The sequence below is a fragment of the Mammaliicoccus sp. K-M42 genome (assembly GCF_022386375.1).
Classification (GTDB): domain Bacteria; phylum Bacillota; class Bacilli; order Staphylococcales; family Staphylococcaceae; genus Mammaliicoccus; species Mammaliicoccus fleurettii.
In genome coordinates this window covers 1-25,260 of record NZ_JAJNIS010000003.1, presented here as the reverse complement: position 1 = coordinate 25,260, position 25,260 = coordinate 1, and the positions used below count along the sequence as shown (strand labels likewise).

At 33.8% G+C, this 25,260-nt stretch carries 43 protein-coding genes; 40 read left to right on the top strand and 3 right to left on the bottom strand.

The window, feature by feature from the left end:
* Positions 1-176 precede the first annotated feature (176 nt).
* Positions 177-545, bottom strand: a complete 369-nt coding sequence (locus LQ668_RS02885; RefSeq protein ID WP_107509252.1) for a hypothetical protein — start codon at positions 543-545, stop codon at positions 177-179.
* 316 nt (positions 546-861) lie between these two features.
* Between LQ668_RS02885 and rpsJ the strand changes: the two genes are divergently transcribed.
* The 35 genes from rpsJ (at position 862) to rpsI (ending at position 19,627) form a co-directional block, all read left to right on the top strand.
* Positions 862-1,170, top strand: a complete 309-nt coding sequence (rpsJ, locus tag LQ668_RS02880) for a 30S ribosomal protein S10 (protein ID WP_016998799.1) — start codon at positions 862-864, stop codon at positions 1,168-1,170.
* Positions 1,171-1,201: 31 nt separating this feature from the next.
* On the top strand, positions 1,202-1,864 hold the full coding sequence (gene rplC, locus LQ668_RS02875) for a 50S ribosomal protein L3 (protein ID WP_078356961.1): 663 nt from the start codon (positions 1,202-1,204) through the stop codon (positions 1,862-1,864).
* A gap of 29 nt (positions 1,865-1,893) precedes the next feature.
* Positions 1,894-2,517, top strand: coding sequence for a 50S ribosomal protein L4 (gene rplD, locus LQ668_RS02870; RefSeq protein WP_078356960.1), 624 nt, complete (start codon positions 1,894-1,896; stop codon positions 2,515-2,517).
* Positions 2,517-2,795, top strand: a complete 279-nt coding sequence (gene rplW / locus LQ668_RS02865; RefSeq protein ID WP_025906794.1) for a 50S ribosomal protein L23 — start codon at positions 2,517-2,519, stop codon at positions 2,793-2,795. Before rplD ends, rplW begins: the two co-directional genes overlap by 1 nt.
* A gap of 31 nt (positions 2,796-2,826) precedes the next feature.
* Entirely contained in the window at positions 2,827-3,660 is an 834-nt protein-coding gene (rplB, locus tag LQ668_RS02860; RefSeq protein ID WP_078356959.1) for a 50S ribosomal protein L2, read from the top strand.
* A gap of 64 nt (positions 3,661-3,724) precedes the next feature.
* Positions 3,725-4,003, top strand: coding sequence for a 30S ribosomal protein S19 (gene rpsS, locus LQ668_RS02855; protein ID WP_078356958.1), 279 nt, complete (start codon positions 3,725-3,727; stop codon positions 4,001-4,003).
* Positions 4,004-4,028: 25 nt separating this feature from the next.
* Positions 4,029-4,388: a 50S ribosomal protein L22 gene (rplV, locus tag LQ668_RS02850; protein WP_078356957.1), complete on the top strand. Its 360-nt coding sequence runs from the start codon at positions 4,029-4,031 to the stop codon at positions 4,386-4,388.
* 28 nt (positions 4,389-4,416) lie between these two features.
* Positions 4,417-5,070: a 30S ribosomal protein S3 gene (gene rpsC, locus LQ668_RS02845; RefSeq protein WP_025906790.1), complete on the top strand. Its 654-nt coding sequence runs from the start codon at positions 4,417-4,419 to the stop codon at positions 5,068-5,070.
* Between the two features lie 2 nt (positions 5,071-5,072).
* A complete protein-coding gene (rplP, locus tag LQ668_RS02840; RefSeq protein ID WP_016911099.1) occupies positions 5,073-5,507 on the top strand; it encodes a 50S ribosomal protein L16 in 435 nt (144 codons plus the stop codon).
* A complete protein-coding gene (gene rpmC / locus LQ668_RS02835; RefSeq protein ID WP_016998808.1) occupies positions 5,497-5,712 on the top strand; it encodes a 50S ribosomal protein L29 in 216 nt (71 codons plus the stop codon). Before rplP ends, rpmC begins: the two co-directional genes overlap by 11 nt.
* Positions 5,713-5,735: 23 nt before the next feature.
* Positions 5,736-5,999, top strand: coding sequence for a 30S ribosomal protein S17 (gene rpsQ / locus LQ668_RS02830; protein WP_016911101.1), 264 nt, complete (start codon positions 5,736-5,738; stop codon positions 5,997-5,999).
* Positions 6,000-6,032: 33 nt separating this feature from the next.
* The gene (gene rplN, locus LQ668_RS02825) at positions 6,033-6,401 is read left to right on the top strand and encodes a 50S ribosomal protein L14 (RefSeq protein WP_016911102.1); all 369 of its coding nucleotides are present in this window, start codon (positions 6,033-6,035) and stop codon (positions 6,399-6,401) included.
* 43 nt (positions 6,402-6,444) lie between these two features.
* Entirely contained in the window at positions 6,445-6,765 is a 321-nt protein-coding gene (rplX, locus tag LQ668_RS02820; protein ID WP_078356956.1) for a 50S ribosomal protein L24, read from the top strand.
* 25 nt (positions 6,766-6,790) lie between these two features.
* The gene (rplE, locus tag LQ668_RS02815; protein ID WP_078356955.1) at positions 6,791-7,330 is read left to right on the top strand and encodes a 50S ribosomal protein L5; all 540 of its coding nucleotides are present in this window, start codon (positions 6,791-6,793) and stop codon (positions 7,328-7,330) included.
* Positions 7,331-7,357: 27 nt separating this feature from the next.
* Positions 7,358-7,543 carry a type Z 30S ribosomal protein S14 gene (locus LQ668_RS02810; RefSeq protein ID WP_016998812.1) on the top strand — a complete coding sequence of 62 codons (186 nt, stop codon included), beginning with the start codon at positions 7,358-7,360 and terminating at the stop codon, positions 7,541-7,543.
* A gap of 29 nt (positions 7,544-7,572) precedes the next feature.
* Complete coding sequence (gene rpsH / locus LQ668_RS02805) at positions 7,573-7,971, top strand: 30S ribosomal protein S8 (protein ID WP_078356954.1); 399 nt, start codon at positions 7,573-7,575, stop codon at positions 7,969-7,971.
* A gap of 29 nt (positions 7,972-8,000) precedes the next feature.
* Positions 8,001-8,537: a 50S ribosomal protein L6 gene (rplF, locus tag LQ668_RS02800; protein WP_078356953.1), complete on the top strand. Its 537-nt coding sequence runs from the start codon at positions 8,001-8,003 to the stop codon at positions 8,535-8,537.
* A 28-nt stretch (positions 8,538-8,565) separates the two neighbouring features.
* The gene (gene rplR, locus LQ668_RS02795) at positions 8,566-8,928 is read left to right on the top strand and encodes a 50S ribosomal protein L18 (protein WP_078356952.1); all 363 of its coding nucleotides are present in this window, start codon (positions 8,566-8,568) and stop codon (positions 8,926-8,928) included.
* 18 nt (positions 8,929-8,946) lie between these two features.
* The gene (gene rpsE / locus LQ668_RS02790) at positions 8,947-9,447 is read left to right on the top strand and encodes a 30S ribosomal protein S5 (RefSeq protein WP_078356951.1); all 501 of its coding nucleotides are present in this window, start codon (positions 8,947-8,949) and stop codon (positions 9,445-9,447) included.
* Positions 9,448-9,463: 16 nt separating this feature from the next.
* Positions 9,464-9,643, top strand: coding sequence for a 50S ribosomal protein L30 (rpmD, locus tag LQ668_RS02785; RefSeq protein WP_078356950.1), 180 nt, complete (start codon positions 9,464-9,466; stop codon positions 9,641-9,643).
* A 30-nt stretch (positions 9,644-9,673) separates the two neighbouring features.
* A complete protein-coding gene (gene rplO, locus LQ668_RS02780; RefSeq protein ID WP_107509253.1) occupies positions 9,674-10,114 on the top strand; it encodes a 50S ribosomal protein L15 in 441 nt (146 codons plus the stop codon).
* Positions 10,114-11,415 carry a preprotein translocase subunit SecY gene (gene secY, locus LQ668_RS02775; protein ID WP_078356948.1) on the top strand — a complete coding sequence of 434 codons (1,302 nt, stop codon included), beginning with the start codon at positions 10,114-10,116 and terminating at the stop codon, positions 11,413-11,415. Before rplO ends, secY begins: the two co-directional genes overlap by 1 nt.
* Positions 11,416-11,433: 18 nt before the next feature.
* Positions 11,434-12,081 (top strand): adenylate kinase, encoded by a 648-nt coding sequence (locus LQ668_RS02770; protein WP_078356947.1) that lies wholly within the window; start codon positions 11,434-11,436, stop codon positions 12,079-12,081.
* Between the two features lie 307 nt (positions 12,082-12,388).
* The gene (gene infA, locus LQ668_RS02765) at positions 12,389-12,607 is read left to right on the top strand and encodes a translation initiation factor IF-1 (RefSeq protein ID WP_001118443.1); all 219 of its coding nucleotides are present in this window, start codon (positions 12,389-12,391) and stop codon (positions 12,605-12,607) included.
* A gap of 32 nt (positions 12,608-12,639) precedes the next feature.
* Positions 12,640-12,753: a 50S ribosomal protein L36 gene (gene rpmJ, locus LQ668_RS02760; protein ID WP_003156543.1), complete on the top strand. Its 114-nt coding sequence runs from the start codon at positions 12,640-12,642 to the stop codon at positions 12,751-12,753.
* A gap of 20 nt (positions 12,754-12,773) precedes the next feature.
* Positions 12,774-13,139, top strand: a complete 366-nt coding sequence (gene rpsM, locus LQ668_RS02755) for a 30S ribosomal protein S13 (protein WP_078356946.1) — start codon at positions 12,774-12,776, stop codon at positions 13,137-13,139.
* Positions 13,140-13,161: 22 nt separating this feature from the next.
* A complete protein-coding gene (gene rpsK, locus LQ668_RS02750; protein ID WP_078356945.1) occupies positions 13,162-13,551 on the top strand; it encodes a 30S ribosomal protein S11 in 390 nt (129 codons plus the stop codon).
* A gap of 82 nt (positions 13,552-13,633) precedes the next feature.
* Positions 13,634-14,578: a DNA-directed RNA polymerase subunit alpha gene (locus LQ668_RS02745; RefSeq protein WP_078356944.1), complete on the top strand. Its 945-nt coding sequence runs from the start codon at positions 13,634-13,636 to the stop codon at positions 14,576-14,578.
* Between the two features lie 16 nt (positions 14,579-14,594).
* Positions 14,595-14,960, top strand: coding sequence for a 50S ribosomal protein L17 (gene rplQ, locus LQ668_RS02740; RefSeq protein ID WP_078356943.1), 366 nt, complete (start codon positions 14,595-14,597; stop codon positions 14,958-14,960).
* A gap of 335 nt (positions 14,961-15,295) precedes the next feature.
* Positions 15,296-16,102 (top strand): energy-coupling factor transporter ATPase, encoded by an 807-nt coding sequence (locus tag LQ668_RS02735; protein ID WP_107509254.1) that lies wholly within the window; start codon positions 15,296-15,298, stop codon positions 16,100-16,102.
* Positions 16,099-16,962: an energy-coupling factor transporter ATPase gene (locus LQ668_RS02730; protein WP_078356941.1), complete on the top strand. Its 864-nt coding sequence runs from the start codon at positions 16,099-16,101 to the stop codon at positions 16,960-16,962. The genes LQ668_RS02735 and LQ668_RS02730 overlap by 4 nt, the downstream gene beginning before the upstream one ends.
* Complete coding sequence (locus LQ668_RS02725; protein WP_078356940.1) at positions 16,955-17,752, top strand: energy-coupling factor transporter transmembrane component T family protein; 798 nt, start codon at positions 16,955-16,957, stop codon at positions 17,750-17,752. The genes LQ668_RS02730 and LQ668_RS02725 overlap by 8 nt, the downstream gene beginning before the upstream one ends.
* A gap of 10 nt (positions 17,753-17,762) precedes the next feature.
* A complete protein-coding gene (truA, locus tag LQ668_RS02720) occupies positions 17,763-18,566 on the top strand; it encodes a tRNA pseudouridine(38-40) synthase TruA (protein ID WP_107509255.1) in 804 nt (267 codons plus the stop codon).
* 211 nt (positions 18,567-18,777) lie between these two features.
* Complete coding sequence (gene rplM / locus LQ668_RS02715) at positions 18,778-19,215, top strand: 50S ribosomal protein L13 (RefSeq protein WP_078356938.1); 438 nt, start codon at positions 18,778-18,780, stop codon at positions 19,213-19,215.
* A 19-nt stretch (positions 19,216-19,234) separates the two neighbouring features.
* Entirely contained in the window at positions 19,235-19,627 is a 393-nt protein-coding gene (gene rpsI / locus LQ668_RS02710) for a 30S ribosomal protein S9 (RefSeq protein WP_078356937.1), read from the top strand.
* 292 nt (positions 19,628-19,919) lie between these two features.
* Here the strand turns inward: rpsI and LQ668_RS02705 are convergent, their stop codons facing one another.
* Positions 19,920-21,638 carry an ABC transporter ATP-binding protein gene (locus LQ668_RS02705; protein WP_239700587.1) on the bottom strand — a complete coding sequence of 573 codons (1,719 nt, stop codon included), beginning with the start codon at positions 21,636-21,638 and terminating at the stop codon, positions 19,920-19,922.
* A 449-nt stretch (positions 21,639-22,087) separates the two neighbouring features.
* Here LQ668_RS02705 and LQ668_RS02700 point away from each other — a divergent pair, with 449 nt between their 5' ends.
* The 5 genes from LQ668_RS02700 (at position 22,088) to LQ668_RS02680 (ending at position 24,651) form a co-directional block, all read left to right on the top strand.
* Positions 22,088-22,912 (top strand): PhzF family phenazine biosynthesis protein, encoded by an 825-nt coding sequence (locus LQ668_RS02700; protein WP_107510169.1) that lies wholly within the window; start codon positions 22,088-22,090, stop codon positions 22,910-22,912.
* A 108-nt stretch (positions 22,913-23,020) separates the two neighbouring features.
* Complete coding sequence (locus LQ668_RS02695) at positions 23,021-23,500, top strand: hypothetical protein (protein ID WP_239775894.1); 480 nt, start codon at positions 23,021-23,023, stop codon at positions 23,498-23,500.
* A 10-nt stretch (positions 23,501-23,510) separates the two neighbouring features.
* Positions 23,511-23,720: a helix-turn-helix domain-containing protein gene (locus tag LQ668_RS02690; RefSeq protein ID WP_078356926.1), complete on the top strand. Its 210-nt coding sequence runs from the start codon at positions 23,511-23,513 to the stop codon at positions 23,718-23,720.
* A gap of 81 nt (positions 23,721-23,801) precedes the next feature.
* Positions 23,802-24,173 (top strand): VOC family protein, encoded by a 372-nt coding sequence (locus LQ668_RS02685; protein WP_078357091.1) that lies wholly within the window; start codon positions 23,802-23,804, stop codon positions 24,171-24,173.
* 16 nt (positions 24,174-24,189) lie between these two features.
* The gene (locus LQ668_RS02680; RefSeq protein ID WP_107510187.1) at positions 24,190-24,651 is read left to right on the top strand and encodes a DinB family protein; all 462 of its coding nucleotides are present in this window, start codon (positions 24,190-24,192) and stop codon (positions 24,649-24,651) included.
* Positions 24,652-25,112: 461 nt separating this feature from the next.
* On the opposite strand, the gene LQ668_RS02675 is transcribed toward LQ668_RS02680, so the two are convergent.
* On the bottom strand, positions 25,113-25,260 hold a 148-nt coding region (locus LQ668_RS02675), incomplete at its 5' end, for a transposase (protein WP_182476979.1).

Here is a 25,260-nt window from a genome sequence, read left to right as displayed (position 1 = left end):
TAGAATTAAAAGCAGTTCAAAGTAAAACTGCTGATAAGAGTTACTAGGCAAGCATGCACGTGCAAAATCGTAAGATATTAAAAAAATAAGCATATCACTATAAAACTGAAGAATTCAGTTAAGTGATATGCTTATTTATTTTGAGTTAGAATTTATGTCCAGCCTCGTTTTATATATTAACTTTTATATGTTGTCTTGTAATATTTAGATGGTATATAAACAGGTGCAATTATAATAGTGAATAAGAATATAATCATTAAGACGACCATTACAATATGTAATAACCATCCAATAATTGGGATAACTGCAACGAAACTAGCTATTAACCCTATTAATGGTATAACAAAAATGACCTTCACAGAGTTTTGATTATCTATTAATAAAATAAGTGTAGCAATAAAATAAAGCGTACCGTTAAGTACTAGGGCGTTGTAACCAGTCGATAGTATAATTCCACCGCCGAGAAATGGTATTGCTAATATTAATTCAGATATCACTAATATAATAGAAAGAACAAGTAACACAGACTTAATTCCTCTTTTCATGACTTCACCACCTATTGAAAATTGCTTGTTATATTATAACATTTAGATTACAAATTATCTAATTAAATTTTATCTATTGAAATAGGTGGTAATATCCGTTATAATACTTGGGTATGTGTTAGATGGATTTAGAAAAAATATATGGATATCTATTGCATAATAGGTATAAATCATGTATCATATCTAATGTTGGACTTTAAGAAGCGATGAAGCGAGAGGTTACTGACACACCCGGCCGCTTTGCCATGGCGGTGTGTAAGAGAGTTTTCGTGGAGAAGTCTATCACTATAAAGTAGACGAACAAGGAGGGAAAATTATGGCAAAACAAAAAATTCGTATCCGTTTAAAAGCGTATGATCACCGTATGATCGATCAATCAGCAGAAAAAATTGTTGAAACAGCTAAACGTTCTGGAGCTCAAGTGTCTGGTCCGATTCCATTACCAACTGAGAAATCAGTTTATACTGTTATCCGTGCCGTTCATAAATATAAAGACTCACGTGAACAATTCGAACAACGTACGCATAAACGTTTAATCGACATTCTTAACCCTACACCTAAAACAGTTGATGCTCTTATGGGCTTAAACTTACCATCTGGTGTAGACATCGAAATCAAATTATAATTCATTAAAATAACAGGAGGTGCGACTTTCGATGACCAAAGGAATCTTAGGAAGAAAAATTGGAATGACTCAAGTATTCGCAGAAAATGGTGAATTAATACCAGTTACTGTAGTAGAAGCTAGTCAAAACGTAGTATTACAAACAAAAACTGATGAAGTAGACGGCTACAACGCTGTTCAAATCGGTTTTGAAGACAAACAAGCATATAAAAAAGATCGTAAATCTAACAAATATGCAACTAAAGCTGCTGAAGGACATGCTAAAAAAGCAGGTTCAGCACCTAAGCGCTTCACTCGTGAATTCAGAAACATTGATGTTTCAGCATACGAGGTAGGTCAAGAAGTCACTGTAGATACTTTCCAAGCAGGAGACATTATTGATGCAACAGGCGTTTCTAAAGGTAAAGGTTTCCAAGGCTCAATTAAACGTCACGGTTTCTCTCGTGGACCAATGAGTCACGGTTCTCGTTATCATAGAGGTTCTGGTTCAATGGGTATGGCTTCAGATGCTTCTAAAGTATTTAAAGGTAAAGAATTACCAGGCCGTATGGGTGGAAACACAGTTACTATGCAAAACTTAGAAGTAGTTAAAGTTGATGCAGAAAATAACGTAATTTTAGTTAAAGGTAACGTTCCAGGCCCTAAAAAAGGTTTAGTAAAACTTACAACTTCAATTAAAAAAGGTAATAAATAATTATTTAGGTGAAAGGAGGAAACAACATTATGGCTAATATTGATGTATTAAAAGTAGATGGTTCTAAATCAGGATCTATCGAATTAAATGATAGTGTATTTGGTATCGAACCAAACCAACACGTATTATTCGAAGCAGTCAACTTACAACGTGCTTCATTACGCCAAGGTACTCACGCAGTTAAGAATCGTTCAGCAGTTCGTGGTGGTGGACGTAAACCTTGGAAACAAAAAGGTACAGGTCGTGCTCGTCAAGGTACAATCCGTGCGCCACAATGGCGTGGTGGTGGTATCGTATTCGGTCCTACACCAAGAAGTTATTCTTACAAAATGCCTAAGAAAATGCGTCGTTTAGCATTACGTTCTGCATTATCAGCAAAAGTAAGTGATAACGAATTAACTGTTTTAGAAGCATTCAACTTTGATGCGCCTAAAACTAAAGAATTCAAAAATGTAATGAGCAATTTAGAGCTTTCTAAAAAAGTTTTATTCATCGTTGATACTGTTGAAAGTAACGTTGAATTATCAGCTCGTAACATTCCAGGTGTTAAAGTTATTGACGCTCAAAGCTTAAACGTATTAGATATTTTAGGTTCTAGCAAAGTCGTAATAACTAAAGCAGCAGTGGATAAAGTAGAGGAGGTGCTCGCATAATGGAAGCAAGAGATGTTATTAAGCGCCCCGTAATCACAGAAAAATCTTCATCAGATATGGCTTTAGATAAATACACATTTGATGTTGATACACGTGCCAACAAAACACAAGTTAAAATCGCAATCGAAGAAATTTTCGACGTGAAAGTAGACACAGTAAACATCATGAACGTTAAAGCGAAAGCTAAACGTGTTGGTCGTTACAATGGTTTCACTAACAAACGTCGTAAAGCAATCGTAACTCTAAAAGAAGGTTCTTCAATAGACCTATTTAACTAAAAACAATTACCACTAAGGAGGTAAAACGACAATGGCTCTTAAAAAGTATAAGCCAATTACAAATGGTCGTCGTAATATGACATCTTCAGATTTCGCTGAAATTACATCAACGACTCCTGAAAAGTCACTATTACAACCGCTTCCGAGAAAAGCGGGACGTAACAACCAAGGTAAATTGACAGTTCGTCACAGAGGTGGCGGTCATAAACGTCAATACCGTGTAATTGATTTCAAACGTAATAAAGATGGAATTCCTGCTAAAGTATCAACTATCGAGTATGATCCAAACCGTTCAGCTAATATTGCATTAGTTGTATACGCAGATGGTGAAAAAAGATATATACTTGCGCCTAAAGGCTTAAAAGTAGGACAACAAATTTTCAATGGTTCAGAAGCAGATATCAAAGTTGGTAATGCATTAGCATTAACAGATATCCCAGTTGGTACTACAATTCACAATATCGAATTAAAACCAGGTAAAGGTGGACAATTAGTCCGTTCTGCTGGTACAAGTGCTCAAGTACTTGGTAAAGAAGGTAAATACGTATTAGTTCGTCTTAAATCAGGTGAAGTTCGTATGATCTTATCTACTTGTCGTGCAACAATCGGTCAAGTTGGTAATGAACAACACGAATTAATCACAATTGGTAAAGCAGGTCGTTCTAGATGGATGGGCAAACGTCCAACAGTTCGTGGTTCTGTAATGAACCCTAACGATCACCCACACGGTGGTGGTGAAGGTCGTACACCAATCGGTCTTAAATCACCAATGTCTCCATGGGGCAAACCAACACTTGGTAAGAAAACTCGTAAACAAAGCCAACGTTCATCTAAATTCATCGTTCGTGGTCGTAAGAAAAAATAATAATACCTTATTTACGTGTGCGGCTTAGATGCCGCGCGCAATAAATAAGAAGGGAGGCGCCATAATGGCTCGTAGTCTTAAAAAAGGACCTTTCGTTGATGATCATTTAATGAAAAAAATTGAATCTCAAAACGAAGGTGAAAAAAAATCAGTTATTAAAACATGGTCTCGTCGTTCAACAGTATTTCCTGACTTCATCGGACATACAATAGCAGTATATGATGGTCGTAAACATGTACCAGTATTCATTACTGAAGATATGGTTGGACACAAATTAGGAGAGTTTGCACCTACACGTACTTATAAAGGTCATGCTGCAGACGACAAGAAGACTAAACGCTAATTTCTAAATAGAGGAGGAAGTCACAATGGAAGCAAAAGCGGTTGCTAGAACAATAAGAATCGCACCTCGTAAAGTGAGATTAGTTTTAGATCTTATTAGAGGTAAAGAAGTGGCAGAAGCAATTGCCATCTTAAAATTAACTAACAAAGCAACATCACCTGTAGTTGAAAAATTATTAATGTCAGCATTAGCAAATGCAGAACATAATTATGATTTAAATCCTGACACATTAGTTATAAAAGAAGCTTATGCTAATGAAGGACCTACATTAAAACGTTTCCGTCCACGTGCACAAGGTCGTGCAAGTGCGATCAACAAACGTACTAGTCATATTACAATCGTAGTTGGCGAAAAAGAAGCTAAAGAAGAAGTTAAAGAAGCATAATTAACTAAATCATTAAGGAGGGAATATAGTGGGTCAAAAAATTAATCCAATCGGACTTCGTGTCGGTGTAATTCGTGACTGGGAAGCAAAGTGGTATGCTGGTAAAGACTTCGCAACACTTTTACATGAAGACTTAAAAGTTCGTAAATATATCGCAGAAGCATTAAAAGAAGCTTCAGTTTCAAGTGTTGAAATTGAGCGTGCAGCAAACCGTATCAATATCGCAATCCACACTGGTAAGCCAGGTATGGTTATTGGTAAAGGCGGTTCTGAAATCGAAAAATTACGTAACAAATTAAACGCATTGACTAACAAAAAAGTACACATCAACGTTATTGAAATCAAAAAAGTTGATTTAGATGCAACATTGGTAGCAAATAACATTGCTCGTCAATTAGAAAATCGTGTATCTTTCCGTCGTGCTCAAAAACAAGCTATCCAACGTGCAATGAAATTGGGAGCTAAAGGTATCAAAACACAAGTATCTGGTCGTTTAGGTGGCGCAGATATCGCTCGTGCAGAACAATATTCAGAAGGAACTGTTCCACTTCATACACTACGTGCAGACATTGATTTCGCACATGAAGAAGCCGACACTACTTACGGTAAATTAGGTGTAAAAGTATGGATCTACCGTGGAGAAGTTCTTCCTACAAAGAAGTCTAGTGAAGGAGGAAAATAATAATGTTATTACCAAAACGTGTTAAATTCCGTCGTCAACATCGTCCTAAAACAACTGGTCGTTCAAAAGGCGGAAATGAAGTAACATTTGGGGAATATGGTTTACAAGCTCAAACAGCAGCTTGGATTACATCTCGTCAAATCGAATCAGCTCGTATCGCAATGACACGTTATATGAAACGTGGCGGAAAAGTATGGATCAAAATATTCCCACATACACCATATACTAAAAAACCTTTAGAAGTACGTATGGGTTCAGGTAAAGGTGCAGTTGAAGGTTGGGTAGCAGTAGTTAAACCAGGACGTATCTTGTTCGAAATCGCTGGTGTTCAAGAAGAAGTAGCACGTGAAGCATTACGTCTTGCTGCACACAAACTTCCAGTAAAATCTAAGTTTGTAAAACGTGAAGAATTGGGTGGTGACACAAATGAAAGCTAAGGATATCAGAAATTTAACCACTACTGAAATTGAAAAAGAAATCAAAGAAGCTAAAGAACAATTATTCAACTTACGCTTTCAGTTAGCAACTGGTCAACTTGAAGAGACTGCTAACATTCGAAAAGTTAAAAAAACGATTGCACGTCTTAAAACAATCGTACGTGAAAGAGAAATCGAAGAAGAGAAAGCAGCAGATAATAAATAATCAAGTAGAGGAGGTTCATTACTGTGAGTGAAAGAAATGACCGCAAAGTTTACGTTGGTAAAGTAGTTTCAGATAAAATGGACAAAACTATTACAGTAGTTGTAGAAACTTACAAAACTCATAAATTATATGGTAAACGTGTAAAATATTCAAAAAAATATAAAACACATGATGAAAACAATTCAGCAAAAATGGGCGATATCGTTAAGATTGCAGAAACACGTCCTTTATCATCAACTAAGCGTTTCCGTCTAGTTGAAATCGTTGAAGAATCAGTAATTATTTAATAGAAGTATAAAGATAAGGGAGGTCAAACAAAGATGATCCAACAAGAAACACGTTTAAAAGTAGCAGACAACTCTGGTGCTCGTGAAGTATTAACAATCAAAGTTTTAGGCGGATCTGGTCGTAAGACAGCTAACATTGGTGATGTTATCGTCGTTACTGTTAAAAATGCTACACCAGGTGGCGTTGTTAAAAAAGGTGAAGTTGTTAAAGCTGTTGTTGTACGTACTAAATCAGGTGTACGTCGTGAAGATGGCTCTTACATCAAATTTGACGAAAATGCATGTGTAATCATCCGTGATGACAAAGGTCCACGTGGTACACGTATATTCGGTCCTGTAGCGCGTGAATTACGTGAAGGTAACTTCATGAAGATCGTTTCTCTAGCGCCAGAGGTACTTTAATCTATAATGATAAAAAACAAAATTCCTAAGGAGGTGCCTACACATGCACGTACGTAAAGGTGACAACGTAATCGTTATCTCAGGTAAAGATAAAGGTAAAACTGGTAAAGTTTTAGAAGCATTACCTAAAAAGGAACGCGTAGTGGTAGAAGGTGTTAACGTTATTAAAAAACACCAAAAACCAACTCAGTTAAATCCAGAAGGTGGTATCTTAGAAACAGAAGGTACTATCCACGTATCAAACGTTCAATTACTTGATCCTAAGACAAATGAACCAACTCGTGTTGGATTTAAAGTAGTAGATGGTAAAAAAGTTCGTATCGCTAAAAAATCTGGCGAAGAAATTAAATCATCAAAAGAATAATTATTAAGTGAAAGGAGGATCCACTTTGACACGTTTAAAAGAAAAGTTTAATAATGAAATTTCTGCTGAGTTAGTTAAGAAATTTAACTATGATTCAGTTATGCAAGTACCAAAAATCGAAAAAATAGTTGTAAACATGGGTATCGGTGATGCAGTTCAAAACTCTAAAGTTTTAGATTCTGCTGTTGAAGAACTTCAAACAATCACAGGTCAAAAACCATTAGTAACTAAAGCTAAAAAATCTATTGCGACTTTCCGTCTTCGTGAAGGCATGCCTATCGGTGCGAAAGTTACATTACGTGGAGAAAGAATGTATGAATTCTTTGATAAATTAATCTCAGTTTCATTACCACGTGTACGTGACTTCCGTGGTATCTCTAAAAAAGCATTCGACGGTCGTGGAAATTACACTTTAGGTGTTAAGGAACAATTAATTTTCCCTGAAATCGACTATGATAAAGTAAGTAAAGTACGAGGAATGGATATCGTTATCGTTACAACTGCTAACACTGACGAGGAAGCTCGTGAATTGTTATCACAATTCGGTATGCCATTTCAAAAGTAATCTCTAATTATAAAGGAGGCTAATTAAGTGGCTAAAAAATCAATGATCGCTAAACAACAACGTAAACAAAAATTCGGTGTTCGTGAATACACGCGTTGTGAACGTTGTGGACGTCCACACTCAGTATATCGTAAATTCAAACTTTGCCGTATTTGTTTCCGTGAACTAGCATACAAAGGCCAGATTCCTGGCGTACGTAAAGCTAGCTGGTAAACTCAAAAGAATGAAAGGAGGAAACACAAATGACAATGTCAGATCCAATTGCAGATATGTTAACTCGCGTGCGTAACGCAAACATGGTACGTCACGAAAAATTAGAGTTACCTGCATCAAACATTAAAAAAGAAATCGCTGAAATCCTTAAAAAAGAAGGATTTGTAAAAAGCGTAGAATATATCGAAGATGATAAGCAAGGTGTTATCCGTATGTTCCTTAAATATGGTCAAAACAACGAGCGAGTTATCACAGGTTTAAAACGTATTTCTAAACCAGGTTTACGTGTTTATGCTAAAGCTGACGAACTTCCAAAAGTTCTTAACGGTTTAGGTGTTGCACTTGTTTCTACATCTGAAGGTGTTTTAACTGATAAAGATGCTAGACAACGTGGAATCGGTGGAGAAGTATTAGCTTATATCTGGTAATTATAAAATTATAAGGAGGTGCCCACATAATGAGCCGTGTTGGTAAGAAAATAATTGAGATCCCTGCTGATGTTACTGTTACTATCAAAGATAATACAGTTACAGTTAAAGGATCAAAAGGTGAATTAACTAGTACTTTTAATGAAGAAATGACATATAAACAAGAGGACAACAGCTTAGAAGTTGTACGTCCATCTGACTCTAAAGAGCACAAAACTGTACATGGTACAACTCGTGCATTGATCGCTAACATGATTGAAGGTGTATCTAAAGGTTTCGAGAAAAACTTAGAACTTATTGGTGTTGGTTACCGTGCCCAAATGCAAGGTAAAAATATCATCTTAAATGTTGGTTATTCTCATCCTGTAGAAATCGTTGCTGAAGATGGAATTACATTATCAGTAGACAAAAACACTAAAGTTAAAGTAGAAGGTATTTCAAAAGAACGTGTTGGAGCAACTGCTTCTTACATTCGTTCAATCCGTCCACCAGAACCTTATAAAGGTAAAGGTATTCGTTACGAAGGCGAATATGTTCGTCGTAAAGAAGGTAAAACTGGTAAGTAATCATTAACATTAAGAAAGGAGCACTAACATGATCGCTAAAATCGACAAAAATAAAGTTCGTTTGAAAAGACATGCTCGCGTGCGTTCAAAATTAGCTGGAACAAGCGAAAAACCACGTTTAAATGTATATCGTTCAAACAAACATATTTATGCTCAAATTATTGATGACTTAAATGGCGTAACAATCGCTCAAGCATCAAGTTTAGATAAAGAATTAAACCTAGAGCAATCAGGTAATGTAGAAGCAGCAGCTAAAATAGGCGAAATCGTTGCAAAACGTGCGTCAGAAAAAGGCGTTGAAGCTGTAGTATTTGATCGTGGGGGATATTTATACCACGGACGTATCAAAGCATTAGCTGATTCAGCTCGTGAAAACGGACTTCAATTTTAATTTAAAGGAGGGACACTCATGCGTCGTAAAGAACAAGAAGTTAAAGAATTTGAAGAGCGCGTAGTTACGATTAACCGTGTAGCTAAAGTAGTTAAAGGTGGTCGTCGTTTCCGTTTTACAGCTTTAGTAGTTGTTGGAGATAAAAATGGTCGCGTAGGTTTCGGTACTGGTAAAGCTCAAGAGGTACCTGAAGCAATTAAAAAAGCAGTGGAAGATGCTAAGAAAGATTTAGTAACAGTTCCACGTGTTGAAGGAACTACTCCTCACCAAGTTATTGGACGTTTTGGTGCAGGTCGTGTATTAATTAAACCAGCAGCACCTGGTACAGGTGTTATTGCAGGTGGACCAGTTCGTGCGGTATTAGAACTTGCTGGTATCACTGATATCTTAAGTAAATCATTAGGTTCTAACACACCTATTAATATGGTTCGTGCTACAATTGAAGGACTTAAAGAACTTAAAAATGCCGAACAAGTAGCTAGTCTACGCGGTAAATCAGTAGAAGAATTATTAAATTAAGGAGGGAACAAAGACTATGGCTAAATTAGAAATTACCCTCACTCGTAGCGTTATTGGTCGTCCTGAAACACAACGCAAGACAGTTCAAGCGCTAGGACTTAAAAAAACAAACTCAACTGTAGTAGTTGAAGATAATCCTGCGATTCGTGGGCAAATCGAAAAAGTAAGTCACTTACTAAAAGTTTCTGAAAAATAAATTCATCTAAAGTATTAAGGAGGTGCCAAAATGAAATTACATGAGTTGAAACCAGTTAAAGGTGCTCGTAAAGAACGTAACCGTGTTGGTCGTGGTATGGCTACAGGTAATGGTAAAACAAGTGGTCGTGGTACTAAAGGACAAAAAGCACGTTCAGGTGGCGGTGTTCGTTTAGGTTTCGAAGGTGGACAATTACCATTATTCCGTCGTTTACCAAAACGTGGGTTCACTAACATCAACCGTAAAGAATATGCAATTGTTAATCTTGATCAATTAAATCGTTTCGAAGATGGAACTGAAATTACTCCAGCTTTATTAGTAGAGTCAGGTGTTGTTAAATCTGAAAAATCAGGTGTTAAAGTTTTAGGAAACGGTTCATTAGAAAAGAAATTAACAATAAAAGCTCATAAATTCTCAGCTTCAGCAATTGAAGCAATCGAAGGTAAGGGCGGAACGCATGAGGTGATCTAATGTTTGAAACGATCGTTAGTTTTTTGAAGACTAAAGATATTCGTAACAAGATATTATTCACACTAGCAATGCTCGTTATATTTAAAGTTGGAACTTATATTCCAGCACCTGGTGTTAATCCAGAAGCTTTTAATCAAAATAAAGGTTCGCAAGGTATTACCGATTTGTTTAATACATTCGGTGGAGGTGCCTTGCAGAACTTCTCTATATTAGCAATGGGTATTATGCCTTATATTACTGCTTCAATCGTAATGCAATTATTACAAATGGATGTTGTACCTAAGTTTACTGAATGGGCTAAACAAGGTGAAGTTGGTCGTAAAAAGATTAATCAATTTACGCGTTATTTTACGATTGTTTTAGCATTCGTTCAAGGCTTAGGTATGTCGTATTCATTTAATAATATGCTGGGTGGTAATTTGATTCAAAATACTTCAGTGTTAAATTATTTGTTAATAGCATTAGTTTTAACTGCAGGAACAGCTTTCTTAATGTGGTTAGGTGAGCAGATAACTCAATTCGGAGTTGGTAATGGTATTTCTATTATTATCTTCGCTGGTATTTTATCTTCTATGCCAAACTCATTAATTCAATTTTACCAACAGAGTTTTGTTGGTGCAGATGATACAACTATGGCTTGGTTAAAAGCGGTTGGCTTATTTGTTGGAATGATCTTACTTACAGTCGGTGCAGTTTATGTACTTCAAGCTATTCGTAAAATTCCTATCCAATATGCTAAGCGTCAACAACAAGGTACAGGTGGTTCATTATCTGCAAATGCAACATATTTACCTTTGAAAGTTAATGCAGCTGGTGTAATTCCTGTAATATTTGCGATGGCATTTTTCATGCTTCCGAAGACATTAACATTGTTCTTCCCTGATCAAGATTGGGCGCAAACAGTTACGACTTACGCAGATCCATCTCATAATATCGGTATGATTGTTTATGTTATTTTAATTATAGCGTTCGCATACTTTTATGCATTTGTTCAGGTTAATCCTGAGAAAATGGCAGAAAACTTACAAAAACAAGGTAGTTATGTACCGGGTATTAGACCTGGAGAACAAACTAAAAAATACATCACTAGAGTGCTCTATCGTTTAACGTTTGTGGGATCAATATTCTTAGCTTTAATTTCTATTATTCCAATATTAGCTATTAAGTTAATGAGTTTGCCTCAAGCAATACAAGTTGGTGGTACAAGCTTACTAATCGTTATCGGTGTTGCAATTGAAACAATGAAGACTTTAGAAGCTCAACTCAATCAACGAGAATATAGAGGCTTTAGAAGACGATAAGCAAGTAGGAGGGTTTTAATGAACATCATTTTAATGGGTTTACCTGGTGCAGGTAAAGGAACTCAAGCGAGTGAAATTGTTAAGAAATACCCTATTCCTCATATCTCAACTGGTGATATGTTCCGTAAAGCTATCAAAGATGAGACTGACCTTGGTAAAGAGGCTAAATCTTACATGGATGGTGGGGAACTTGTTCCAGATGAAGTGACTATAGGTATCGTTAGAGAAAGACTAGCTGAAGAAGATGCAAAAAAAGGATTCTTGCTAGATGGTTTTCCTCGTACAGTAGAACAAGCTGATGCATTAAATGAAATCTTAAGTGAATTAGACCGCAAAGTAGATGCTGTTATTAACATTGAAGTTGCTGAAGAAGAACTTATGAATCGTTTAACTGGCAGACGTATTTGTGAAGTATGTGGCACAACGTATCATTTAGTATTTAATCCACCAAAAGTTGAAGGTGTTTGTGATCTAGACGGAGGTAAATTATACCAACGTGAAGATGATAACCCTGAAACAGTAGCAAATCGTTTAAGTGTTAACGTTAAACAAACAAAACCACTTTTAGATTTCTATGAAAATCAAGGTGTCCTTAAAAACATCGATGGTTCTCGACAAATTGATAATGTTACTGAAGATGTTATTCAAATTCTTGAATCATTATAGTAATGACGCTTTCACCCCGAATTCGCCTAACTTTAGGTGGTTCTTGAACGCGTGAATGCGTTCAATTTTAAGAATCAAGATAGTATTTAGGTTTTTGAAATACAATCGGAGTGATTACGAGAAGCGATAAGTATTTGAAGTGTTGTCGAATGCAAATCTTAAGTATTAAATCATCCCAATTTTATAAACCTGTGCTTATTCTATGTGATTTAATCACCTAAAGTATGTCTCTAATTTTGGACCAGGTTTTATAACATGAAATACATCCGTATTTCACGAGAATGAATAGAAAAAGGGGGAAATGATCATGGCTAAACAAGATGTAATCGAATTAGAAGGTACTGTATTAGATACTTTACCAAACGCTATGTTTAAAGTAGAATTAGAAAATGGACATGAAATTTTAGCACACGTTAGTGGTAAAATCCGTATGAACTATATTAGAATTCTACCTGGCGACAAAGTAACAGTTGAAATGTCTCCGTATGACCTAACACGCGGAAGAATCACTTATCGTTATAAATAATCGTCACTCCAAATACAAGGAGGTATACAAAGATGAAAGTAAGACCATCAGTAAAACCAATTTGCGAAAAATGTAAAGTAATTCGTCGTAAAGGTAAAGTAATGGTGATTTGTGAAAATCCAAAACACAAACAAAAACAAGGCTAATAAAAGAGAGGTGTAAATAAATGGCTCGTATTGCAGGTATTGACGTACCACGTGAGAAACGCGTAGTAATTTCGTTAACTTACGTATATGGTATCGGAAAAACAACAGCACAAAAAATTCTTAAAGAAGCAAATGTATCTGAAAGCACACGTGTTCGTGATTTAACTGATGACGAATTAGGTCGTATCCGTGAAGTTGTAGATGGTTACAAAGTTGAAGGGGACCTTCGTCGTGAAAGAAACTTAAACATCAAACGTTTAATGGAAATCGCTTCATATCGTGGAATTCGCCACCGTCGTGGTTTACCAGTTCGTGGTCAAAACACTAAGAACAATGCGCGTACGCGTAAAGGACCAGTTAAAACAGTAGCGAACAAGAAAAAATAATAAGTAAAGGAGGCACATATAAATGGCACGTAAACAAGTATCTCGTAAACGTAAAGTGAAAAAGAATATTGAAAGTGGAATGGCTCACATTCGCTCAACATTCAACAATACAATCGTAACGATCACTGATGAGTTTGGTAATGCATTATCATGGTCTTCAGCAGGTGCGTTAGGATTCAAAGGTTCAAAAAAATCAACTCCTTTTGCAGCTCAAATGGCTTCAGAAACAGCTTCAAAAGCTGCTATGGAACATGGTTTGAAAACTGTAGAAGTTACAGTTAAAGGTCCTGGCCCAGGTCGTGAATCAGCGATCCGTGCGTTACAATCTGCTGGATTAGAAATTACAGCTATCAGAGACGTAACACCAGTTCCTCATAACGGATGTCGTCCACCAAAACGTCGTCGTGTATAATTTTTGTTAGTTCTAACGTTCAAGAGTCACTGGATAGAAATTAATAAAGTTTAATCGACGTTTATAAGGAGGATATATTTAAATGATTGAAATCGAAAAACCTAGAATTGAAACAATAGAAGTTAGTGATGATTCTACATTCGGTAAGTTCGTTGTTGAACCGCTAGAACGTGGTTATGGTACAACACTAGGCAACTCCTTACGTCGTATCCTATTATCTTCATTACCAGGTGCGGCAGTTAAAAATATCGAAATTGAAGGTGTTCTTCACGAATTCTCAGCAGTTGAAAATGTAGTTGAGGATGTTACAACTATCATTATGAACATCAAGAAATTAGCTCTTAAAATATATTCAGAAGAAGACAAAACACTGGAAATCGATATTAAAGATGAAGGTGAAGTTACTGCGAAAGATATCATGCATGATAGTGATGTTGAAATTTTAAATCCAGATTTAAAAATTGCAACTGTTTCTAAAGGTGGACACCTAAAGATGCGCTTAATTGCTAATAAAGGTCGCGGATATGCTTTAGCTGAAAAAAATAACACAAGTGATTTGCCAATTGGTGTCGTTCCAATTGATTCACTTTATTCTCCAGTAAATCGTGTTAACTACACAGTTGAAAATACGCGTGTAGGGCAAAGTAGTGATTATGATAAATTAACACTTGATGTTTGGACAGATGGATCTTTATCTCCTCAAGAAGCAGTTTCTTTAGGTGCTAAAATCATGACTGAACACTTAAACATTTTTGTTAATTTAACTGATGAAGCACAAAATGCTGAAATCATGATTGAAAAAGAAGAAGATCAAAAAGAAAAAGTACTTGAAATGTCTATTGAAGAATTAGATTTATCAGTACGTTCTTATAATTGTCTAAAACGTGCAGGTATTAACTCTGTACAAGAATTAGCAGACAAATCTGAGGCAGATATGATGAAAGTTAGAAACTTAGGTCGTAAGTCTCTTGAAGAAGTTAAATATAAATTAGAAGATCTTGGTCTTGGTTTAAGAAAAGAAGACTAATAAAGGAGGTTAATTCATGGGTTACAGAAAATTAGGTCGTACTTCTGATCAACGTAAAGCAATGTTACGTGACTTAGCTACTCAACTTATCGTTTCTGAACGCATTGAGACTACAGAAGCTCGTGCAAAAGAACTACGTAAAGTTGTTGATAACTTAATTACTTTAGGTAAAAAAGGTGATTTAGCTTCACGTCGTAGAGCAGCTGAAACTTTACGTGACGTTAAAATCTTAGAAGATGACAAAACAATTACAGTATTACAAAAATTATTCAATGATGTTGCGCCACGCTATGAAGAGCGTCAAGGTGGATATACTCGTATCATGAAAGTTGGTCCACGTCGCGGTGACGGTGCTGAATCAGTAATTATTGAATTAGTATAATTTATTCTTTATTGAAGTGGCGTAAGTCACTTCAATCATTCTTTATAAATACAGTTTATTTAACACACACAAAGCAAATGAGTGCAATGATAATGTTTACCACACATAGATATTGTCTAGCTCAGAGTACTCCACCACATTTGAATGACTTATCGCGTGAACTCGTCTATGGTGGAGTGCGCGCTTTTTTATTTTCAAATCCGTTTATACGGATTTTTTTTATGCATAAATTTATCTGCTATAACTCATCATACTTTTGAGGCAATTAATGATTACATTTTCGTATGTATGCTGTAAAATAAAGAAGTAATTAACTTGTTGAAGGATGAATTTAAATGGTGCAGGAAAAAATTATTAGGTTCGCTAATGTTACATTTAAATATGATGAAAATGAACCAGCTGCACTACGCGATGTTACATTTGATATCGAAAAAGGTAAGTGGACGTCAATTGTGGGGCATAATGGTTCAGGGAAATCTACAATTGCTAAATTATTGATGGGTATTAATCAAAAATATATTGGCAACATTAATGTAGGTGAACTAACACTTTCTGAAGACTCAATAGATGAAGTCAGAAAACATATTGGTATAGTCTTTCAAAATCCAGATAATCAATTTATTGGTTCTACAGTAGAATATGACGTTGCTTTCGGTATGGAAAATCAAAGTGTTGAGTATGACATCATGCATCAAACTGTTGACTCAGTTTTAAATGAAGTCGATATGACTGATATGAAGTCCTTTGAGCCGAGTCATTTATCTGGTGGTCAAAAACAACGAGTAGCGATTGCTGGTATTTTGGCAATGTCTCCAGATATTATGATTCTTGATGAGGCTACAGCTATGTTAGATCCTGAAGGAAAAGAAAGTATCATGAATTTAATTAAATCTATTCAAGATCAACATCAGTTAACTGTAATATCTATCACACATGATTTGGAAGAGGCTATCAATGCAGATGAAATTATCGTAATGAATAAAGGTCAAGTATATAAACAAGATGTGCCACAAGAAATATTTAAAGACGGCGCATATTTAAATGAAATTGGATTAGACTTGCCTTTCTCAATGAGAATGAATTATTTGTTGCATAACAACTATAAATTCACGACTTTTGAACAGTTGGTGAATCGTCTATGAAAATAATCTTTGATAATGTAACTTATGATTATAGTATAAAAACACCGTTTCAATATAGAGCTTTAAAAAACATTTCAACAACATTCGATAAATCTAAATTTTATGCAATAGTGGGCCAAACCGGTTCTGGTAAATCAACATTGATTCAACATTTAAATGCTATTTTAAAGCCGACTGAAGGACAACTTATAATTGATGATACGATTATTACTAAAAAGACAAAGTCTAAGAAGTTAGCGCCAGTTCGTAAGAAGGTTGGTATCGTATTTCAATTTGCTGAACACCAATTATTTGAAGATACAGTAGAAAAGGATATTATATTTGGTCCTCTTAACTATGGAATAGAAAAAGAAGCTGCTATTAATAAAGCTGAAGAATTAATAGATTTATTAGGAATGGAAAGAAGTATTTTAAAGAGATCTCCTTTTGAGCTCTCAGGAGGCCAAAAGAGAAGGATTGCAATCGCAGGTGTATTAGCTATGGAACCTGAGATACTTGTCCTTGACGAGCCTACAGTTGGCTTAGATCCAAGAGGACAACATGACATGATGGAATTGTTTAATGAAATTCATCAAACTCTAGGTATTACAATAATACTCATTTCTCATCAAATGGATATTGTACTTAAGTATGCAGATGAGGTTAAAGTTATAAAAGCTGGTGAAATAGTAGCAGAGGATAAACCTGTTAATATATTTATGAATCAAGAACTACTTAATCAAACTCACCTGCAAGCGCCTAAAATTATTCAACTTCAAAGAGCAGTTGAAAATAAATACAATATGAAGTTTGATCAGATAGCAACTTCTGAAGAGATGTTTAAAGATATGTATGAAAAGCAGGTGAAACGTTATGACTGATAAAATGATAATTGGTCGTTATATACCTGGAGATACAATCATTCATCGTTTAGATTCTAGAATGAAAATGATATACGTATTTTTATTTATGGTATTAATTTTCTTTTGTAACACTTGGGCTTCATATGCATTTATGCTCTTGTCTGTATTCGTTATTATGTATTTATCTAAAATAAGATTTTGGTTTCTTATTAAAGGTTTAACTCCGGTTATGATTTTATTTATTTTTACATTTATTATGCATTTAATTGTAACTAAAGGTGGACCTGTTGTCTTAGATTTAAAGATATTTACAATTGAAGAGAACGGTATTAAGCAAGGTGCGTTTATTGTATTAAGACTTGTATTATTAGTGATGATTTCAACAATTATGACATTAACTACAAGTCCGATAAGCTTAACAGACGCTATAGAATCTATGCTAAGACCACTTAAAAAAATAAAGTTTCCAGTACATGAATTAGCTATGATGATGTCTATATCACTAAGATTTATTCCAACTTTAATGGATGAATTAGATAGAATTATTAAAGCTCAAACTTCAAGAGGATCAGATGTAACAGCAGGAAGTATTTTTAGTAGACTAAAAGCTATTATACCTTTATTGATACCGATGTTTATTTCAGCGTTTAAAAGAGCTGATGATTTAGCAGTGGCCATGGAATCTAGAGGCTATAATGCTTCCAATCAACGAACAACATATCGTAAACTAAAATGGAAATTACGAGATAGCCTTGCATTAGCAACTATTCTTCTAATAGCCATATTATTATATTTATTAAGGAATTGAGGTGCAAACTTTGAGGATGTTAGTTAAAATTTCATATCACGGTGGTCAGTTTATGGGATTTCAAGTTCAACATCATGAGCGTACCGTGCAATATGAATTTGAAAGAATTCTAAAGAGAATGCATCAGACATTTGTTAGAATACACCCTTCAAGTAGAACAGATAAAGGTGTTCATGCAATCGAACAATATTTTCATTTTGATACACATTTAAATATCGCGCCAGATAGATGGATGTATGCTTTTAATTCTGCATTGCCTAAAGATATATATGTACAAAGTGTCGAACAAATTAAAGATGATTTTCATTGTAGATATGATTGTGTAGGTAAGAAATATCGGTACAAAGTGTATATAGACGAAGCAAAACATATATTTGAACATGATACAAAAGTTCAACAAAAGAAACCGGTAAATATACAAGAGATGAAAGAAGCAGCAAAACACTTTTTAGGAACACATGATTTCACAAGTTTTTGTTCTCAAAAAACGGAAGTGCAAAATAAAATTCGTACAATCTATCAAAGTGAAGTAAACGAAACACAAGATGGGTTTGAATTTGTCGTAACTGGGTCGGGTTTTCTTTATAACATGGTCCGTGTGATGGTTGCCTATCTAATACTTGTAGGTGAAGAAAAGAGAAGCGGCAACGAAATTCATACTTTACTTGAAGAGCGCGATAGAAAAAAAATACCCCATACAGCTCCAGCACATGGACTGTATTTAGAAAAAATATATTTAGACAAAGAAGAACTAATTAATGAATTTGGAAGAAATATCGAAATATATAATAAAAATTCATCAGAAAATGTTTAAAACCAATTGACAAAAAGCTAAATAAATTATATTATAGTTAACGGTATTGTTTTATATCCACCACCACGATAAGCCCCGGAATCTTATTGTGTTTTAAGATATAGAAGCAGGAATCAGATAACGGAATTTAAGATGTATGTTTTTTTCTTTGGTACAGGTTAATTCATACATCTTAACCAAGAACTTTTTTAAATTTTAGGAGGACACTACAATGCGTCAAACATTTATGGCTAATGAAGCAAACATCGATCGCAAATGGTATGTTGTTGATGCTGAAGGACAAACGTTAGGTCGTTTATCATCAGAAATCGCAACAATCTTACGCGGTAAACATAAAGTAACTTATACACCACACGTTGATACAGGAGATAACGTTATTATTATTAACGCTGAAAAAATTTACTTATCAGGTAACAAAGAACAAGATAAAATTTACTACCGTCACTCAAATCACCCAGGTGGAATCAAATCAGTTTCTGCTGGTGAATTAAAAGAGAAAAACCCAATTCGTTTATTAGAAACATCTATTAAAGGTATGTTACCTAAAAATAAACTTGGTGAAAAACAAGGTAAAAAATTATTCGTATATGCTGGTGCAGAGCATCCACATGCTGCACAACAACCTGAAAACTACGAGTTACGTGGTTAATTAAGAGGAGGATACTACATTGGCACAAGTTGAATATCAAGGCACAGGTCGTCGTAAAAATTCAGTAGCACGTGTACGTTTAGTACCTGGTGAAGGTAACGTAACAATTAACAAACGTGACGTACGTGACTACTTACCATTTGAATCATTAATTTTAGATTTAAACCAACCATTTGATGTAACTGAAACTAAAGGAAACTATGATGTTTTAGTTAACGTACAAGGTGGAGGTTTCACAGGACAAGCACAAGCTATCCGTCACGGAATTGCACGTGCATTGTTAGAAGCAGATCCAGAATACCGTGGTTCTTTAAAACGCGCTGGATTACTTACTCGTGACCCACGTATGAAAGAACGTAAGAAACCTGGTCTTAAAGGTGCTCGTCGTTCACCACAATTCTCAAAACGTTAATATTGCCAAACTGTTGCGATTTTATTCGCTCACAGATGGAGTCCGCAAATTGCACGTGCAGTTTGTGTTCAATTGAAAATACGTTTACAGCACTTCTCGAAATTATTCGAGGAGTGCTTTTTTGTTTGAAATTTTAATGAATAAATATAAACGTATTTCAGCGGCTTCTCGACATCTTTTCATTCTGAATGAAAATGGATAAACTTATGAAAAGAATAGTAATATCATAAAATAATTAATTGAATATATGTATAAAGCACATCTGGGATGTATCCAAGATGTGCTTTAATATTTACTTGCTTGTATTTTGTAAATACATTTTTTTATATAATCCATCTTTATTCATGAGCTCACTGTGAGTACCACTTTCAACGATACCATTTTTAGTGATTACATAGATAATATCAGCATTTTGTATTGTTGTTAATCTATGCGCAATAACAATGGTTGTTCTATTTTGGGATAATTGTTCAAGGGACTGCTGCACTAATTGCTCACTGAAATTATCTAGAGCACTCGTAGCTTCATCGAAAATAACGATTTCTGGATTCTTTAGAAACATACGAGCGATACTGATACGTTGTTTTTGCCCTCCAGATAATTTAGCACCTTTTTCACCAAGTAAAGTATGATAACCATCTGGTAAATCAGAAATAAATTCATGAGCATTTGCGAGTTTAGAAGCTTGAATTATGTCTTCCATCGTAGCATCTGGATTACCGTATTTAATATTTTCATAAGCTGAAGTTGAAAATATAAACACATCTTGCTGTACTAGACCAATCGCATTTCTCAAATAATTTAAATTTATGTCTCTAATATCAAGATCATTAAGTAAGATTTGACCGCTATCAACGTCATAAAATCTTGGAAGTAAGTTAGCAATAGTTGATTTTCCAGATCCAGAAGGTCCCACCAATGCAACAAATTGTCCTTTTGGTAGAGATAAATTAAAATTATTGAGTACATGTATATCATCATATTTAAAATTAATATTTTTAAACTCAATTTGTTCAATAGAATTTAATTTCAATTCACTATTGTTTTGAATCTTCGGTTCTAATCCCATTAATGAATGAAATCGATTGAAACCAGAAATCCCTTCATTATATTGTACTGATAATCGCACAAACACATCGATGGGGGCTGTAATATTACCTACGTATAATATAAAAGTAAGTAACGCGGGTATAGTTAATTCATCTTTTATGATTAATAGAGAACCTGCAATAATAATGACAACAGGCATTGCCTGCATTAAGGAACCCACAATTTCACTGTAGTAAGCTTCTAATTTGTGAACTTTCTTTTTAATATTTATAGATTCTTCATTTAATGTCATATATTTTTCATGTTCATATTGTTCACTTGTAAATGACTTTGTAACTTTTATACCTGATAAAGAATTCTCTAACTCACCGTGTATCTGACCAGTCTTTTCTTTATCTTGTTCATATATTGCAGATAATTTTTTTAGAAAATAAAAATAGATTATTATGCATAAAGGAACGAAAAATATTAGGATTATTGTTAATTTAATATCTATAAAAGATAAGATAATAATGGCACCAACAAACCTTACCATATACATTAATAAATCTTCTGGTCCATGATGATACAACTCTGATAAATTCTCTAAATCTTTTGTTAATCGAGACATTAAACTACCAGTACTAGTGTTATCAAAATAACTATGTGGTTGTTTTTGTATATGTTCATATAATTCTTCACTCATATCTTTTTCCATTTTGGCACCCATAACATGTCCATAGTAATCGATAAAGACATGACAACAAAACTGAATGAAGATGAGTAGCAGCATTAAACCACCGAGAAGATAAACATATTTAACATTTTGATCATTAAAATTACTAATTAAGTTCTCGGTAATATACTTGATAATTAAAGGTATACATAGTGTGCTAACCGTTACAAAGAGTGAACATAATAATGTTAAGCTAAATATTTTTTTGTATGGTTTGTAATAAGAAATAAATTTTTGTAGTTTCAATTAAATTACTCCTTAAGTTTTATTGGTGTCGTTTACCAATAAACCTAAAAGCAGTATTAAGTTTTATAGGTAAACGACCTCGTTGGCTGAAGTTACCGTTAATTTATTATTGTTTACTGGCATTTTAGAAATCCTCCTATATGTTATTAACAAGATTTTTGTCTATTTCATTATATGTAACTTAACAAATTAAATCAATAAGTTTTCTGAAAAGTCAGAATAATATTGTTGTTATGACTACAAATAATGATGATTTATTAAAAGTAGTAGATGATTTATTTGATCAGAAAAGAAAGCAAAATGAATTTTGGAATCAGTTGTACGCAGATATATCAAGGTGTACTTTTTTGTACGTATTTTTATAGCTTTACTCTATGCAGGTATCATTAAAATGTTAAGAACAAATGATGATGTATAATAAGAATAAGAACATACATAGGAGGCTATAAATGAATATTTATCATACAGATGTTTTCTTATACAATAACGAAGGTGGTAATCCCTGTCCGGTCATTTTAGATGCAGACGATTTGTCTTTTGATGCAATGATCAATGTCGCTAAAGAGTATAATGTTGAAGTTGGTTTTGTGCTGAAAAATAGTGATGCAACATGCGATTACCAATTTAAATACTTTGTACCTAAAAGAGAAATGGAAATGTGTGTGCATGCAACGATAGCATGTGTCACGATTCTAAAAAAAGAAGGACTATTAAATAAAGACCATTTATTAGTCGAAACTTTATCTGGAACGTTAAGCATCGATATTATCGGAGATGACTCTGATTTTAAAGTACAAGTAAAACAAGGTGAAGCGAAAGTTAGTAGTCAAATTATTGATAAGTCAGCAATAGCAAAAGCATTAAATATTTCAGAAAATGAAGTCTCAAACAATCCAATAAAAAATGTTTCAACATCTAGATTTAAAACGATTATTGAATTAAATGAACTTGAAACATTAAATAATTTAAATCCTCAATTTGATTATTTATGGGAAGTATGTGTTCAAATTGGTTCAACAGGATTTTATCCATTTGTTCGAGTAGATGAAGGCATATATCATGCAAGGCAATTTCCTAACAATAATGGATATAACGAAGATCCAGCAACAGGTGTTGCAGCCTCAGCATTAGGGATATATATAGAACAAGTACTTAATCATAAATATGATGAAATCACTATTTACCAAGGATTTGCAATGAACAGACCAAGCAAAATATTAGTAGCTCCAAATGGTAATACTAACAGCGTAGTTGGACAAGCGGTTATCAGGTAGGGTAAGTGATGAATAATAATGTATTTATCGAAAAACAATAACTTTTATTGATAAACAATAAATAAGATGTTAAAATTTTATTGAATAACGATAAAAGGAGAGGAAAATATGAATACGACCAATAAATATGAAGAAAGAAATTACTGGTTTATACTAGTTACAATGATATTAAGTATTGCAATTTTAGTTGTGAATCTAGTTGCCTTTTTTAAAAAAGTACCTTTAGATACAGTTTTTGATATGAAAAATGGTGTGTTTTTCTATTTGATATGCTTTATTATTCAAACATTATTAGTTATTACATTTTTTATTATAGTTTTAAGATTTTTAAAGGTTATAAATAAAAAGGATTTCTTTAATTCAAGGAATTATAATAAGATATTCTTTTCTTCGATATTAATTATTGTATATGCTACTTTGAATTCTATGAAAGGGATTATAGATATTGATGTAACATATAAAGCGTTATTAAATACAGCGCCTTTTACGACTATTTTGTTATTGAATATTGCGTCAATGATGCTAAACTTTCTATCTATATACAATGAATCAGAATCCATTAAAAAGGAAAATGATTTAACTATTTGAGGGTGAGAAAATGATAAAAATCAAATTAGATGAAATTTTGAAACAAAGAAATGTATCTTTGACTGAACTCGCCCAATCTGTTGATATTACGATTGCTAACTTATCTATTCTGAAGACTGGTAAAGCAAAGGCTGTGAGATTTAGTACGCTAGAGGCGATATGTGAATATTTGGATTGCCAACCTGGTGATATTATAATTTATGAGAAAGATTCTGAATGAAATTTTATATTTGTATTTTTTGCACTTCATTTTTATATAGCGTATTCTTAAGGTATTAAATGAATGTAGGTGATGTTTATGATAGAAAAGTTACATCAAGTTATGTTATATGTTGATAATCAAGAAAAAGCTATAGAATTTTGGAAAGATGTATTAAACTTTGTAGTTAAGTCTGAAGATGAGTTACCTGATGGGTTTAAATCTGTAGAGATAGCACCTAATGAACATGCTGAGACTTCGTTTGTATTATTTGATAAAGCATTTATTAAAAAGTACAGTCCTGAGGTTAGTATGGAGACACCGTCGTTAATGTTCAAAGCATCAAACTTTGATGAGTTGTACAAGTCGTTAAACGAACAAGGATTAACAGGTCATGATATCATTGAAATGCCTGAGGGTAGAGTATTCAACTTTCATGACAAGCAAGGTAATTACTTTGCTATAACAGAATAAGCTGGAGGGAATTTACATGTTAGAACAACAGTTCCAAATTTCATATAATATGCTATCAAATATTATTAAAGACGTTGATGAGAAACAAGCAGATTTTCAGTTAGAATTGGCTAAAAATAATATTAAATGGCAACTTGGTCATTTAATTATGGCGAATGAGTCATTCGTATTTGGTAGTAAAGAAGAAGGAAATATACTTGGTGAAAAATTAGGTAAATCATTCTCACCGGGCACTTCACCAGAAAGTTTCACGGGTGTTGAACCAACTTTCCAGGAATTGAAAGGTATTTTAAATCAACAGTTAGAAAGAATATTAAATGCTTTAGATGTTCAAATGGATAAATCAAGAAAAGAACCATTAGCAAATATGACTACATTTGGTGAAACAATTTCATTTGCTATTACGCATACAAATTATCATATCGGTCAAATTAATTTAATGAAAACAATGTTAACTAAATTAGATCAAGGCGTATAAAAAATAGAAAAGAGGCTGTGACATTTATTGTCGCAGCCTCTTGTTATATTATAGGCAGTAGATTTCTGTGTAACTTCTATTATAGGCATGCTTTTTAAAGAAGTTGGTATAAAAAGACGGTGCATTAAAAGCAGTTCCTAGCAAACTTGCTGATAAGAGGTGCATTAAAAGCAGTTCCTAGCAAACTTGCTGATAAGGGATGCGTAAAAAGCAGTTCCCAGCAAAATTGCTGATAAGAGGTGGATAAAAAGCAGTTCCCAGCAAAATTGCTGATAAGAGGTGTATTAAAAGCAGTTCTCAGCAAAATTGCTTATAAATCAGTCAAGTCCATAATTTTGTGTAATATCTTTAGATGTAATCAACCATTGGTTTTTCTATGGTATTAACAAAATATATATGCTTGGTTTTTAGCTGATATATTTTGTTAATCTCTACTAATTTTAAAAAAATTAGTAGTAATTCTAAGTAATAAAAGGTCGTTTTGAACTATCAAAATTTTCTTGGATATCCATAAGTACAGCACCAATTAATCTAAAAGCAGAGTCTAAATTAGGGAAAGTCTTAATGACTTTCTCTCTTTTTCTAACTTGCATATTGATGTTCTCAATA

Coding starts and splice junctions, on each gene's coding strand:
- LQ668_RS02885 (WP_107509252.1), bottom strand. CDS start 545: ATGAAAAGAGGAATTAAGTCTGTGTTACTTGTTCTTTCTATTATATTA.
- rpsJ (WP_016998799.1), top strand. CDS start 862: ATGGCAAAACAAAAAATTCGTATCCGTTTAAAAGCGTATGATCACCGT.
- rplC (WP_078356961.1), top strand. CDS start 1,202: ATGACCAAAGGAATCTTAGGAAGAAAAATTGGAATGACTCAAGTATTC.
- rplD (WP_078356960.1), top strand. CDS start 1,894: ATGGCTAATATTGATGTATTAAAAGTAGATGGTTCTAAATCAGGATCT.
- rplW (WP_025906794.1), top strand. CDS start 2,517: ATGGAAGCAAGAGATGTTATTAAGCGCCCCGTAATCACAGAAAAATCT.
- rplB (WP_078356959.1), top strand. CDS start 2,827: ATGGCTCTTAAAAAGTATAAGCCAATTACAAATGGTCGTCGTAATATG.
- rpsS (WP_078356958.1), top strand. CDS start 3,725: ATGGCTCGTAGTCTTAAAAAAGGACCTTTCGTTGATGATCATTTAATG.
- rplV (WP_078356957.1), top strand. CDS start 4,029: ATGGAAGCAAAAGCGGTTGCTAGAACAATAAGAATCGCACCTCGTAAA.
- rplP (WP_016911099.1), top strand. CDS start 5,073: ATGTTATTACCAAAACGTGTTAAATTCCGTCGTCAACATCGTCCTAAA.
- rpmC (WP_016998808.1), top strand. CDS start 5,497: ATGAAAGCTAAGGATATCAGAAATTTAACCACTACTGAAATTGAAAAA.
- rplN (WP_016911102.1), top strand. CDS start 6,033: ATGATCCAACAAGAAACACGTTTAAAAGTAGCAGACAACTCTGGTGCT.
- rplX (WP_078356956.1), top strand. CDS start 6,445: ATGCACGTACGTAAAGGTGACAACGTAATCGTTATCTCAGGTAAAGAT.
- rpsH (WP_078356954.1), top strand. CDS start 7,573: ATGACAATGTCAGATCCAATTGCAGATATGTTAACTCGCGTGCGTAAC.
- rplF (WP_078356953.1), top strand. CDS start 8,001: ATGAGCCGTGTTGGTAAGAAAATAATTGAGATCCCTGCTGATGTTACT.
- rplR (WP_078356952.1), top strand. CDS start 8,566: ATGATCGCTAAAATCGACAAAAATAAAGTTCGTTTGAAAAGACATGCT.
- rpsE (WP_078356951.1), top strand. CDS start 8,947: ATGCGTCGTAAAGAACAAGAAGTTAAAGAATTTGAAGAGCGCGTAGTT.
- rpmD (WP_078356950.1), top strand. CDS start 9,464: ATGGCTAAATTAGAAATTACCCTCACTCGTAGCGTTATTGGTCGTCCT.
- rplO (WP_107509253.1), top strand. CDS start 9,674: ATGAAATTACATGAGTTGAAACCAGTTAAAGGTGCTCGTAAAGAACGT.
- secY (WP_078356948.1), top strand. CDS start 10,114: ATGTTTGAAACGATCGTTAGTTTTTTGAAGACTAAAGATATTCGTAAC.
- LQ668_RS02770 (WP_078356947.1), top strand. CDS start 11,434: ATGAACATCATTTTAATGGGTTTACCTGGTGCAGGTAAAGGAACTCAA.
- infA (WP_001118443.1), top strand. CDS start 12,389: ATGGCTAAACAAGATGTAATCGAATTAGAAGGTACTGTATTAGATACT.
- rpmJ (WP_003156543.1), top strand. CDS start 12,640: ATGAAAGTAAGACCATCAGTAAAACCAATTTGCGAAAAATGTAAAGTA.
- rpsM (WP_078356946.1), top strand. CDS start 12,774: ATGGCTCGTATTGCAGGTATTGACGTACCACGTGAGAAACGCGTAGTA.
- rpsK (WP_078356945.1), top strand. CDS start 13,162: ATGGCACGTAAACAAGTATCTCGTAAACGTAAAGTGAAAAAGAATATT.
- LQ668_RS02745 (WP_078356944.1), top strand. CDS start 13,634: ATGATTGAAATCGAAAAACCTAGAATTGAAACAATAGAAGTTAGTGAT.
- rplQ (WP_078356943.1), top strand. CDS start 14,595: ATGGGTTACAGAAAATTAGGTCGTACTTCTGATCAACGTAAAGCAATG.
- LQ668_RS02735 (WP_107509254.1), top strand. CDS start 15,296: ATGGTGCAGGAAAAAATTATTAGGTTCGCTAATGTTACATTTAAATAT.
- LQ668_RS02730 (WP_078356941.1), top strand. CDS start 16,099: ATGAAAATAATCTTTGATAATGTAACTTATGATTATAGTATAAAAACA.
- LQ668_RS02725 (WP_078356940.1), top strand. CDS start 16,955: ATGACTGATAAAATGATAATTGGTCGTTATATACCTGGAGATACAATC.
- rplM (WP_078356938.1), top strand. CDS start 18,778: ATGCGTCAAACATTTATGGCTAATGAAGCAAACATCGATCGCAAATGG.
- LQ668_RS02700 (WP_107510169.1), top strand. CDS start 22,088: ATGAATATTTATCATACAGATGTTTTCTTATACAATAACGAAGGTGGT.
- LQ668_RS02695 (WP_239775894.1), top strand. CDS start 23,021: ATGAATACGACCAATAAATATGAAGAAAGAAATTACTGGTTTATACTA.
- LQ668_RS02690 (WP_078356926.1), top strand. CDS start 23,511: ATGATAAAAATCAAATTAGATGAAATTTTGAAACAAAGAAATGTATCT.
- LQ668_RS02680 (WP_107510187.1), top strand. CDS start 24,190: ATGTTAGAACAACAGTTCCAAATTTCATATAATATGCTATCAAATATT.